The organism is Nocardia neocaledoniensis, from assembly GCF_029868625.1.
In the GTDB taxonomy this organism is placed as follows: domain Bacteria; phylum Actinomycetota; class Actinomycetes; order Mycobacteriales; family Mycobacteriaceae; genus Nocardia; species Nocardia neocaledoniensis_A.
In genome coordinates this window covers 1-11,846 of the sequence record NZ_JARWOJ010000374.1, presented here as the reverse complement: position 1 = coordinate 11,846, position 11,846 = coordinate 1, and the positions used below count along the sequence as shown (strand labels likewise).

Sequence of the window (11,846 nt, the reverse complement as noted above, 5' to 3'; positions counted from 1 at the left end):
GAGCAGGCATGTGGCCAGCCCGATATTGGTGGCGCTCAGCAACACGGCGCTGATCGCCTCACCGCCACGCACCCGCGAGAGCGGATCGTCGGAGGGGGTACCGGCGACGAACAGCACGGCGAGCTCCCCGCCCGCCCCGCCGCGCGCGCGGCGCCGCGGCCGGGCGCCGGCGGTGGGGTCGGCGGTCGGCTTGCTCGTCATCGTTCCAGAGTACGAGCCGCCGACGGCACCGATCACGCCGTGACGGGCACCTCGGCGCGGTCGTCGATGGTGCGCACACCGTCGGCGGTCACCTCGATGACCCGCGCGCCCGCGATGTCGAAGAACAACCCCGACACCGCCACCCCGCGCTCGGCGACAGCCCGCCGCACGGCCGGATGCCGGTGCAGCGTCTCGAGCTGCACGGCGACATTGACCATGCTGAGCTGGTCGACCTCACCGAAACCGGCCGCCCGGGCCGCCAGCGCGACCGGGTGATCGGCGCGGAACCGGTCCAGGCTCGGCGCGGCGTGGCGCAGCCACGAGCTCAACCCGCCCTCCGCGTCGGCCCCGGTGTACACGGCCTTCATCGCGCCGCAGGCGGAGTGCCCGCAGACCACGACCGAGCGCACCGCGAGTTCCTCCAGCGCGAACACCAGCGCGGCCTCGACGGAATCATCGGCGGAGGTGGGCACCAGATTGCCGACATTGCGGACGGTGAACAGGTCACCCGGCCCGCTGGAGGTGATCACGTTGGGCACGATGCGCGAGTCCGAGCAGGTGAGGAAGAACGAATCCGGGTCCTGCCGGTCGCGCAGCCCGTCCAGGTGCGGCCGGACCACGTGCGCGTGACTGCGATGGAAGGCCGACACGCCCGCGGCGAGCGCGTCGCTGCCGGACTTCTCGTGCCGCCACGGGCCGAGCAGCTGGTCCCAGGTCTCGCGGCCGAAGCCGCGCGCGGGTGGCGCGGCGGGGGTGTCGGCCATTCTGGCGCTGCCGATCTCCACGAAATCGACCCGGCCGCCGCCGCTTTCCTGCTGGTGTTGCCAGGATTCGATCGCTTCGAAGGCGGCGTGGTCGAGGAAGTCGACCGTCATCTCCACCGTCACCGCGGCGCCCGCGGGCACCTTCGCCAGCTCCCCGGACAGCTTCGGCAGGGCGAGGAAGGTGCACGATCCGTCGATCCGGACCAGCCAGCGGGCGTCCCCCGCCAGCGGCTCGGCCGACACCTGCACGCGCACGACGCGCCACAGCAGCAGACCGAAAGCCAGCGCGAGGCCGATGATCACACCCTCGAGCAAGTTGAGGAACACCACCGAGCCCACGGTCACCACATACACCAGCAGGTCTCCGGTGCGCCGGGCCAGCTGGATGTGGGCCAGCTTCACCAGCTGGATCCCGATGACGATGAGCAGCCCGGCCAGCGCGGCCATCGGGATCTGCTCGACCAGCCCGACCAGGGCCACCGAGAACAGCAGGATCCAGCAGCCGTGCATGACCGCCGAGGCCCGGCTGCGCGCGCCCGCCTGCACATTCGTCGCGCTGCGCACGATGACACCGGTGACCGGCAGGCCGCCGACCAGGCCGGAGAGCACATTGGCCGAACCCTGACCGATCATCTCGCGGTCGAACCCGGTCCGCGGGCCGGTGTGCATCTTGTCCACCGCGACCGCGGAGAGCAGGCTCTCGACGCTGGCGATGAGGGCGATGGTGAGCACCATCATGGCGACGGCCGACCAGTTGCCCGAGGGCAGCTCGGGCAGTTGCAGCGCGTCGAACAGCGAGCCGCTCAGCACGATCCGCTCCACGCCGCCGGGCAGCACCAGCGACAGCAGGGTGCCGAGGACGACGGCGACCAGGGGTCCCGGCACGGCGCGCAGCTTCGGCGGCATGTACTTCCAGCCGAGCATCACCGTGATCACGACGGCGCCGACGAGGACTCCGCCGCCGTGCAGCGACATCAGCTGACCTGGCAGCTCGACGATGTTGCGCCAGGCCGAGCTGTGCGAGGACCCACCGAGCAGCACGTGGATCTGCTGCAGCGCGATGGTGAGACCGATCCCGGCGAGCATGGCGTGCACGACCACGGGCGCGACGGCCAGCGCGGCGCGCGCGATCCGGCTCAGGCCGAACAGAATCTGCAACAGCCCGGCGCCGACGACGATGAAACAGGTGACGCGCCAGCCGAATTGCGCGATGGATTCGGCGACGACGACGGTCAGGCCGGCCGCGGGACCGCTGACCTGCAGCACCGAGCCACCGCACAGGCCGACGACGATGCCGCCGATCACGGCGGCGACCAGGCCCGCGGCGACCGGCGCGCCGGACGCGACGGCGATGCCGAGCGACAGTGGCAGGGCCACGAGGAAGACCACGATCGAGGCGGGCAGATCATGGCGCAGGACGGTGTCGCGCCAGTACGAGGGCGGCGCGGGTGGCGCCGGGTGGAGCGGGGGAGCTAGGTCGTTCGCTACTGACATGGTTCTCCTTCGGCGACGCGGCACAGCCGTGGTCGATGGACGATCTACGTGTCATGTGCGGTCGAGTGACCGCGGAACAGCTTCTCCAGCGATGAAGCACGCGAATCCCGGTGCGACGGCGGACCGGGTCGAGGTGTCACCACAGTATTGGTAAAGACTTGGCAAAGCCAGTGTGCCGGAAGAAGAGTGGGTGCCGCCATAACGGCGGCCCCGCTGTGGTGTGACCCACATCAATGCGCCTACACCGGTTCCGTCGCGACTCCGCTTCTGGCAGCGCCGAATTCGGCGATCCCGTCGACCGTCACCTCGATCACCCGCGCGGTCGCGAGATCGAAGAACAGCCCCGACACGGCGACGCCGCGCTCCTCGATGCCCGCGCGCACCGCCGGATAGTCGGCCAGGGTCTGCACCTGTCGCGCGACATTCACCATGCCCAGCTGGTCGACCGGGCCGAACCCGGCCAGCCGGGCGGCCTCGGCGACCGGGTGACCGTGCTGGAACGCCGCCAGCGTCGGCTGGGCGTGGGCGAGCCAGTCGTCGAGTCCCGGCCCGGCCTGCACCTTCCCGTACAGCGCCTCCATGGCGCCGCAGCCGCTGTGCCCGCAGACCACCACCGAGCGCACGTCGAGCTTGTCCAGGGCGTAGATCAGCGCCGCCTCCACCGAGACGTCGCTACCGCCGACCGGGACGAGATTGCCGACATTGCGCACCGTGAACAGGTCACCGGGCCCGCTGTTGGTGATGACATTGGGGACGATGCGGGCGTCGGCGCAGGTCAGGAAGAAGGTGTCGGCGTCGGGGCGGTGCCGCAGCCCGTCCAGGTGCGGGCGCATGAGGTGCGCGTGACCGCGGTGGTAGGCCGCGATGCCCGCCGCGATCGGGTCGACGCCGCCGCTGCGCCGCCACGGCCGGATCGCCTCGTCGACCGCCTTGCGGGCGTGGCCGTGTTCGGGCGGCCCGTCCTGCGCGCGGGCCATCCGCGCGGTGCCGAGCTCGACGAAATCGACAGCGCCGCCTGCGGATTCGCGCGCGTCGGCCCATTCGGAGAGCAATTCACAGGCCGCGTGGTCGAGGAAGTCCACACTCAGCTCCACCGTCACGTCCACGCCGGCGGGCACCTTGGCGAGTTCGCCGGTGAGCTTCGGGGCGGCGAGGAAGGTGCAGGTGCCGTCGATGCGCACCAGCCAGGTGCCGTCCGGACGCGGTACCGCCGCGATGGTGAACTTCACGACCCGCCACAGCAGCAGCGCGAACGAGGCGATGAGCCCGATCACCATGCCCTGCAACAGGTTCAGCGATACCACGGCGAGCACGGTCACCAGGTACACGTAGAGGTCGCCGGTGCGGCGGGCCCGCCGGATGTGGGCCAGCTTCACCAGCTGCACGCCGATCAGTACCAGCAGCCCGGCCAGCGCGGCGGTCGGGATCTGGCGCACGAGCCCGACCAGCGCGATCGCGAACACCAGGATCCAGCAGCCGTGCAGCACGGTCGCGGCCCGGCTGCGCGCCCCGGCGTTGGCGTTGGTGATGCTGCGCACGATCACCGCGGCGATCGGCAGCCCACCCAGCGCGCCCGAGGCCATATTGGCCGCGCCCTGGCCAAGTAGCTCCCGATCGAAGTCGGTGCGCTGTCCCGGTCGCATCTTGTCGACCGCGACCGCCGACAGCAGGGTCTCCACACTGGCGATGAGCGCGACGGTGAGCATGGTGAGCACGATCGGCACCCACCCGCCGTGCGGGAGCGCGGGCAGGCCGATGCCGTCGAGGAGCGAGCCGTCCAGGCGCACCCGCTCGACCGTCAGCGGCAGGACCAGCGAGACCACCGTCGCCGCGACCACCGCGACCAGCGGCCCCGGCACGACCCGCACCCGGCGCGGCAGGTACTGCCAGCCGATCAGCACGGCGATGACGAGCACGCCGACGAACAGATCACCCTTCTGCACCGACATCACCTGGCGCGGCAGCGCGACGATGCTCGCCCAGGGCGAGCTGACGGTCTCGCCGCCGAGCAGCACGTGCACCTGCTGCAGGGCGATGATCACGCCGATGCCCGCCAGCATGGCGTGCACGACCACCGGGGCGATGCCCAGCGCGGCGCGCGCGATCCGGCTGAGCCCGAACAGGATCTGGAGCAGTCCCGCTCCGAGGGTGATGAAACACATGGCGGCCCAGCCGAACTGCTGCACGGCACCGGCCACGACGACGGCGAGACTGGCGGTCGGCCCGCTCACCTGGATCGTCGAACCCCCGAGGAGACCGGCCACCACTCCCCCGACGGCCGCGGCGATCAATCCGGCGACGACCGGCGCACCCGAGGCCAGCGCGACACCGAGCGACAACGGCAACGCGACCAGAAAGACCACAACGGATGCTGGAAGATCGTGCTGGAGAACAGATTTCAGCGATGGGCCCGGATCATTGTCGGTCATCATTCTCCTTCGCCGGGGCCGCGTGGGGGCGCCCGGTTCATCGGTCGAACATGCACTGGCAATTGATGCTGAGCTGCGAGATCTGACCCAGGACACAGGGTCGCGTCAATAGTAAAGAACTACCCAAGCGTTAGGAAAGTCCTCGAGCCGAATGGGACGAATCGCGATCCAACTGTGACGTGCACCACATGCAATACGTCGCTATCGGGGCGCGCCGGAACGGTCAGGAATCGAGAAGCGCCGGGCGGCGGCCCGCTGGAAGCATCGTCATCGACGGAATACACGAAAGGGTCTCTCGATGAACACCTCCTGGGTTCGACCGACGCATCGCTGGTCCGCGATCGCCTTCACCGCGATCCTGGTCGTCACCGTGCTCGTGCTGGCGCTGAGCGGACCGCAGTGGGTCTCCTATCTGCCGCTGGTCCCGCTCGCCGGGCTGTTCCTGTCGGGGCTGGTCATGCTCGTGCCGGTCTTCCGCCGTGGACGAGCGACCCCGGCTACGGGCGCCGGCCGGGTCCGCCTGGCACATCGCTGGTCGGGGATCGTCTTCCTGGTCGCCGTGCTCGCGACGAGCGTCGCGCTGTCGCTGCCGGAGCCGATCGTCTGGGTGTCCTATCTGCCGCTGATTCCGCTGGCCGGTCTCCTGTTCTCCGGCCTGGCCATGCTGGCGGCGCCGCGGCTGCGCGCCCGGCGGCAGGTCGCCGGGGCGTAGGCCTCACCCGATGTCGACCACGCGCGCCCAGGCCGGCGGCGTGAGCGGGACGTAATCCGGATCGTCCTCGTCCCCCCGGTCCGCGCGGCGGAACAATCCGACCACGGCGCGGCAGGGCGGCCGGGTCGGCCACGGCGTGTATCCGTCGGTCAGCGCCACGATCACATCCGGCCGCGTGCGCAGGGCCTGGGAGAAGCCGACCCGCAGATCGGTGCCGCCGCCACCGATCAGGGGGATCTGCTCGGCCCGGCACAGCGGGTAGGCGACATGCGCCGCGGCGTCGCAGGACAGCACCGACACCAGGTCGCGCCGACCGCCGACCGCCCGCGAGATCGCGGCCACTTCCAGCAGGGCACTGCCCAATTCGGTGTCGCTGACCGAGCCCGAGGTGTCGATGACCACGCTCACCCGCGGCGGGTTACGGCGCAGGCTCGGCAAGATCGCGCCGGACAGTGCGGCCGAGCGCCGGGCCGGGCGGCCGTAGGTGTAATCGGCGCCACGGCCCGAACTCGCCGCGGCCGAGCGGATGGCCGCGCCCAGCAGGTCACGCCACGGCTGCGGTGGGTGCAGGGTGTCCTCGGCCCACCGGCGCCAGCCCTGCGGGGCCTCGCCGCGCCGGCCGCTGATGCCCTGTGCCACCCGGAATCTCACCGCCTCGCGTTCCTGTTCGCTGAGGCCGTCGGCCCCGTCGGGTCCGAGGTCCCATTCACGGTCCATGCCGTCGGCGCCGCTGCCGCAGTCGAGCCAGGCGAAGTCCTGGGTGAGGTGGCCCAGGGTGAATTCGCGCAGGTAGTCCTCCATCAGCTTGCCGTCGTCGAGGCGCAGCAGCGCCGGGGTGACGAGGCCCTCGGGCCGCACCAGGCCGTCGCCGAACGCGTCGTCGTTGATCTCGGCGTCGGCGGCGATGTTCATCCGCAGCCGTTCGGCCCTGCCGGTGAGGTCGTGCGCGCGGGCATACCGGTCGCTGCGGCCGTGGTGATCGCGCAGCAGATGCGATACCTCGTGCACCAGAACGGAAGCCAGTTCCTCCACCGTTTTGCGCGCCACATACGCGGGCGAGACGTAGCAGCGCCAGTAGCGGTCGACACCCATCGTCGGCACCCGGGTCGATTCGACGAGGTGCAGCGCGTACAGGGCGCTCGCCAGGTACGGCCGGGCCCGGACCGCGTGCAGCCGGGCCGCGTAGAGGCGTTCGAGGTCGAGTTCGATCATCGGCCCACCCCCGCCGCGACCCGGTTCGCGGCGTCGTCGGCGGACCGGGAGACAGCCACCATCCCGGCGAGCTGTTCGATCGCGGCCGGGACGGCCCAATCGTCGCGACGCAGGGTCGCCAGCGTCGTGGCGGGGACGACCACCAGGTCCGGCGGCCCGGTCTCGACGGCCCGGACGAGCACCCGCCAGGCCGCGTCCCACCGGCACCGCTCCGGACGCTTGCGCACCGCCGCCACGACCCCGTCGAGCACGGCTTGGCGCAGGTCCCCGCGCTCGGGCAGGTCGGCCGCGGCCGGGTCGGCGAGGACGTCCTCGGGATCGGGCAGGTCCATCCGGTCGATGCTGGTGAGCAGTTCGAAGCCGGGTCCGTCGCCGACCGCGCCACGGACCAGCAGCGAGAGCACGTCCCGGCTCGCGTCGGCCGCGGTGGCGAACGCGAGGAGCCGCACGGTCATGTCCCAGCTGCGCGGCGACGCCCACGCCCCGCCCCTTCGCGTCTCGCTCGTCGGCATCTGGTGCACGAGTTTCGGCCGGGCCGCGAGCAGCCCGCACACCGCGCGGCGCGCGAAAACCACAGCCTCCCCGAGCTTTTCCCTGTCGAGCCGGGGCAGCGTCGCGCGCGGCCAGGTGCCGCCGAGCCCGCGAACGACCACATCGTGATCGTGGACCCAGTGCAGGTGCACGAAACGGTTCGCCAGGGGGGCGCTCAGTTCCCAGCCGTCGGCCGCGGAGGAGCGCGGGTTGGCGGCGGCGATGATGCGCACCCCCGGCGGCAGGCGCAGCGCGCCGACCCGGCGTTCCAGCACCAGCCGCAGCAGCGCGGCCTGGACCGCGGGCGGCGCGGTGGACAGCTCGTCGAGGAACAGCAGCCCGCGCCCCTCCCGCACCAGGCGCACCGCCCAGTCCGGCGGCGCCATCGGCACCCCATTGGCGGCGGGATCGTCACCGATGATCGGCAGTCCCGAGAAGTCCGACGGCTCATGAACACTCGCGATCACCGTGGTCAGCGGCAGATCGAGCGAATCGGCGAGTTGGGTCAGCGCGGCGGTCTTACCGATGCCCGGCTCGCCCCACAGCAACACCGGCAGGTCGGCGGCCACCGCGAGGGTCAGGGCGTCGAGCCGGGTGTCGGGACGGGGTTCGGTGCGTACCTCGCCGAGCAGGGTGAGCAGTTCATCGGCGATGTGGAGTTGACTGGGGACGTGTGCGTTCATACGTGAATCACCTTGGGGTTGTGGGAGGTTCGATGGGGTGGTACGGGCCGGCTGCGCTGCAGAGGGCTCTCGGGTCGGCGCGCCTGGAGGGTCGAGTCGCTGCGCCGCGTGGGCAATTGATGTCGGTCCGGCGTGGGGCGGTTCGGTCGGTCCGCCGTGGGGACGGCTGGAGCCGGTCCCGCGGGTGGCTCGGGGCGGTGCGCCCGCAGGCGGCTCACGTCGGTTCGGTGTGAGGGCAACTCAGGTCGGTCAGGTCGGTCCGCCATGGGGTGCGGTCCGGGCCGGTCCGAGTGGAGGTGGTTCAGATCGGTCCGCCGTGGGGTCGCTCGGGCTGGTCCCGCGTGGGGGTGGCTCGGGTCGGTTCGCCGTGCGGCGGTTCAGGTCGGTTCGGTGTGAGGGCGACTCAGGTCGGTCCACCATGGGGCGGCCCGGGTCGTCCACGTGGAGATGGTTCAGGTCGGTCCGCCCTGGAGGGCGGCTCGGGCCGGTTCGCCGTGCGGCGGTTCGGGTCGGTTCGTGCGACGGTTCGGGTCGGTTCGCCATGGGGCCGCCCGGGTCGTCCAGGTGGAGATGGTTCAGGTCGGTCCGCCCTGGAGGGCAGCTCGGGCCGGTTCGTGCGAAGGTTCAGGTCAGTTCGGCGTGAGGACGGCTCACGTCAGTCCGCCGTAGGGCGGCTCAGGTCGGTCCGCCGTGGGAGCGGTTCAGGTCGGCTCGGCGTAGGGGCGGTCCACGGCTGTCCGGTGTGAGGGCGAATCCCGTCAGTCCATGAGTAGGCGGCTCGGTCACTCCGCTGTGGAGGCCCTCGGTCGGTCCAGGAGTGGGCGTCTCGGGTCGGTGCGCCGTGCTCGCGTCTCGGGTCGATGAGCGGATTGATGGGGTTGGCACGGGGTCGAGGTGTCACATGGGCGCGGCGGCGATGCGTGGGTCAGGGTGCGGGATCGGTGCGTGGACGGGCGCGACGGTTGTCGAGCCGGCGCCGTTGGGGTGGGGCGTTGCGGCCGGGCTCGGGCAGGCCGGCTCGGAACATGCCGTAGGTGATGCGCTGTCGCACAGTCGCCTCGAGCGCTTCGCGTAAGGGTCCGTCGCGCAGGACCGCGTCGGTGCCGAGCAGGCCTTCGACGAGGGCCAGCGCACCCGCGGTGTCGCCGTGGTCGAGCCGCTCCCGCACGCCGGTCAGCCAGTACGGACGGCGGTGCGCCGCATCGATGACCCGCAGACAGGGCAGCGGCGTGCCGGTCAGCGCGACCAGCAGCTCCTCGCGCCGGAGCTCGGCCGGATCGTGGTCCAGGGCCGACAGCACCCCGTCGACCAGGCCGATCCGATGGCGTTCGCCCCGGCAGTCGACGATGGTCTGCTGCCGGTTCCCCGGGTCACGGCGCGGGCGATCCTCTCGACCGCAGCCGGGAGCAAGCGCCTCGGCGACCATCGGGTGCAGGCGGTCAGCGGTGATCGACCCGGATCGGAGCAGTTCCAGATCGGGCAGCACCCGGGTCGCGGCATCGGGAAGGACAGGGAGCGCGGAGGTTTCGGCGCGCGGATGGTCGGGCACCGACCGCACTCCCCCGCCGTCGATCTCGAGCACCAAGCGGCGTCGTCCACCCAACCGCACCAGGAACGGCCCGGCGCGTTCCTCGGCGCGCAGCAGGATATCGGCTTCCGCCGCCCACCGGTCGACGGCGAAGCCGGCCGCCACCAGCTCGGTCCACGGATCGACGGCGCCGTCGCAGGCCCCCGAGGCCGCCCACCGGTCTGATTCGAATCCGGCTGCTACCAGGTCGCCGCACCGGTAGACCCCGGAACCGACTGTCCCACCGCACAGGTCGACCCCGGACCGGACTGTCCCCTCACCCAACCCGTCAACACCGGATCGGACTGTCGCCAGCTCACCCCGGCGGTCCACATCGCGTTCGGCGAGCACCAGCCCACCGCACAGGTCGACACCGGATTCGACTGTGGCCGGCTCCGCTCGCCAGTCGATGCCGGATCCCGCTGTCACCCGTTCCGTGCACCGGTCGTCACCGGATCCAGATCCGGCGTGGGCACGCACGCCGCCATCGAATCGCTCTGCCCCGCAACGGGTTCGCAACTCGTGTGCGCGGCGGGCATCCCACAGGTGAGGGTGCAGGTCGAGCCGATAGCGTCGATCCGGGCGTGGATGCGGATGCAGGGTCGACGCCGTCCCGTCCCACAGGGTCAGCGCGATCCGCTGTCCGGCATCGGCCCACGCGGGCGCGGTGCGCACCACCAGGTGGACGGGTTGCGTTCGCTCCGAACAGCTTCCGTCGTACCTGGCCAGCGTGATCGTGAGCCCCGGCCGCAGCAGACCGTCGGGCGCCACCCGAGGGAGATGCCAGCGCAGCAGATCCGGCGCCAGATGACGCAGATCGTCGCGCACCCGCGAAGCCAGATCCCGACCGTGCACCCGCGCCACCGCACGAAGCTCGAGGTCGACATCCACCCCCGCTGCGGCACAGGCACCGACCCAGTCGCCGACGCGCCTTCTGGCAGTGGCGGTTTCGATCATCGGCCAGGGGACGGCGAAGTCGCGCACGCGCGACCACAGGCGCAGCCGGGAATCGTCACGACAGGTGGTGGACGCGCGGACGCGCGGTGAAGCAGTCAGAAATTCCGCTCGATCGAGCGAGGAGGCCGGTTCGAGGACCGGCGTGCGGCTCAACGGCCTGGGCGCTCGACGCCCTTTCGACTAGAAGTCATGGGCCCAGTATGCACAACACCGGGCCACGCGACAACCATCGCCCCCGGCTGGAGCCACCTCGCTTCAGCGCAGCACGCCGGGCGTCGCGTCCACCGCGGCGATTCCACCGACTCCGATCCCGGTGTGCCTCAGCCGCACTCAGCCGACCGCTCGGCGTCACACCAAACGCGCATCACGTGCCCGCGCGCTCCGCAGTGATCCTCAGCTGTCGACCAGCAGGTCGAGTGGACGGAGCCCGGACGTCCACGTGTAGTTGTCGATGAAGGGTTCGACGAAATGCATCGGGACACGCATTTTCCTGCATGCCTTCGCCATGATGCCGAGCGCCGCATAGGCATCGCACAGGTCGAAGTCGAAGTTTCTGCGCCACAGCTGGTGTTCGGGAGTATCCGGTGCGGCGATCGCCATGATCTCCGGCGCACGTTCGCCCCAGCACCCCCACCGCCGCGACGCACCCGAAATCACCACGACATCGGCGAAATCGCCGATCATCCGACCGACGCCGTCCGGGCAGAGCTCCCAGGTCGCTGCCTCATAGTCCTCGGGAGAGGCGTCCACGCTCAACGACAGCGAGGGGTAACGGTCCCACTGGGCGGGGTACCGCACAGTTCCGAGACACGGCTCGATGGTGACCAGGTCGACGAAGGCGTCACCGTGCATCCGCGCCAGGGCGCTGAGCGCCGGCCAGGCGAACTTCGACAGACCGGTGTCGAAGTTCATGAACACCGTTCTCGAAGCACCGAACCTGAACACGTCGGCGGGAAACCGACGGTCCACCTCGAAGAACTCCTTTGCCCGCACCCTCAGCCTGTCGTCATCGGCCTTGTCCCGGTGCAGGCGGCCATCACGTTCAGCCACTGACTACTCCGTCTCGATCACCGACGCGCGCCGTCGAAGCGCGGCACCAGCGCCGTCGATCAGCTCCGGGACAGGTATCCGCTTCATTCGCTCATCGTCCAACGGTCGGCCCCAGGGGTATGGTGCACAAAAAAGTGCAGGCCAGCAGCTAATGCGGCTGGCCGGCACATTGAGGGTGGTCCCCGCGGGTTTCGAACCAGCGACCTTACGCGTGTGAGGCGGCCGCTCTACCGCTGAGCTATGGGG

The 11,846-nt window shown here is 70.9% G+C and carries 7 protein-coding genes and 1 pseudogene; 1 reads left to right on the top strand and 7 read right to left on the bottom strand.

Going from position 1 to position 11,846, the window contains the following annotated elements; genetic code table 11:
- The 3 genes and pseudogenes from QH270_RS34730 to QH270_RS29175 form a co-directional block, all read right to left on the bottom strand.
- Nucleotides 1-201: pseudogene (locus QH270_RS34730) on the bottom strand (Acg family FMN-binding oxidoreductase); the annotation flags it as partial.
- Nucleotides 202-233: 32 nt separating this feature from the next.
- Nucleotides 234-2,459, bottom strand: a complete 2,226-nt coding sequence (locus QH270_RS29180; RefSeq protein ID WP_280347393.1) for a bifunctional SulP family inorganic anion transporter/carbonic anhydrase — start codon at nucleotides 2,457-2,459, stop codon at nucleotides 234-236.
- Nucleotides 2,460-2,698: 239 nt separating this feature from the next.
- Nucleotides 2,699-4,891, bottom strand: a complete 2,193-nt coding sequence (locus tag QH270_RS29175) for a bifunctional SulP family inorganic anion transporter/carbonic anhydrase (protein WP_280347391.1) — start codon at nucleotides 4,889-4,891, stop codon at nucleotides 2,699-2,701.
- A gap of 295 nt (nucleotides 4,892-5,186) precedes the next feature.
- Between QH270_RS29175 and QH270_RS29170 the strand changes: the two genes are divergently transcribed.
- Entirely contained in the window at nucleotides 5,187-5,600 is a 414-nt protein-coding gene (locus QH270_RS29170; protein ID WP_280347389.1) for a hypothetical protein, read from the top strand.
- A 3-nt stretch (nucleotides 5,601-5,603) separates the two neighbouring features.
- Here QH270_RS29170 and QH270_RS29165 read toward each other — a convergent pair whose 3' ends face one another.
- From QH270_RS29165 to QH270_RS29150, 4 genes are all read right to left on the bottom strand, one after another.
- The gene (locus QH270_RS29165; protein ID WP_280347387.1) at nucleotides 5,604-6,812 is read right to left on the bottom strand and encodes a vWA domain-containing protein; all 1,209 of its coding nucleotides are present in this window, start codon (nucleotides 6,810-6,812) and stop codon (nucleotides 5,604-5,606) included.
- Nucleotides 6,809-8,026: an AAA family ATPase gene (locus QH270_RS29160; RefSeq protein WP_280347385.1), complete on the bottom strand. Its 1,218-nt coding sequence runs from the start codon at nucleotides 8,024-8,026 to the stop codon at nucleotides 6,809-6,811. Before QH270_RS29160 ends, QH270_RS29165 begins: the two co-directional genes overlap by 4 nt.
- 925 nt (nucleotides 8,027-8,951) lie before the next feature.
- Complete coding sequence (locus QH270_RS29155) at nucleotides 8,952-10,484, bottom strand: hypothetical protein (protein ID WP_432420446.1); 1,533 nt, start codon at nucleotides 10,482-10,484, stop codon at nucleotides 8,952-8,954.
- A gap of 459 nt (nucleotides 10,485-10,943) precedes the next feature.
- The gene (locus QH270_RS29150) at nucleotides 10,944-11,600 is read right to left on the bottom strand and encodes a hypothetical protein (RefSeq protein WP_280347381.1); all 657 of its coding nucleotides are present in this window, start codon (nucleotides 11,598-11,600) and stop codon (nucleotides 10,944-10,946) included.
- Nucleotides 11,601-11,846 lie beyond the last annotated feature (246 nt).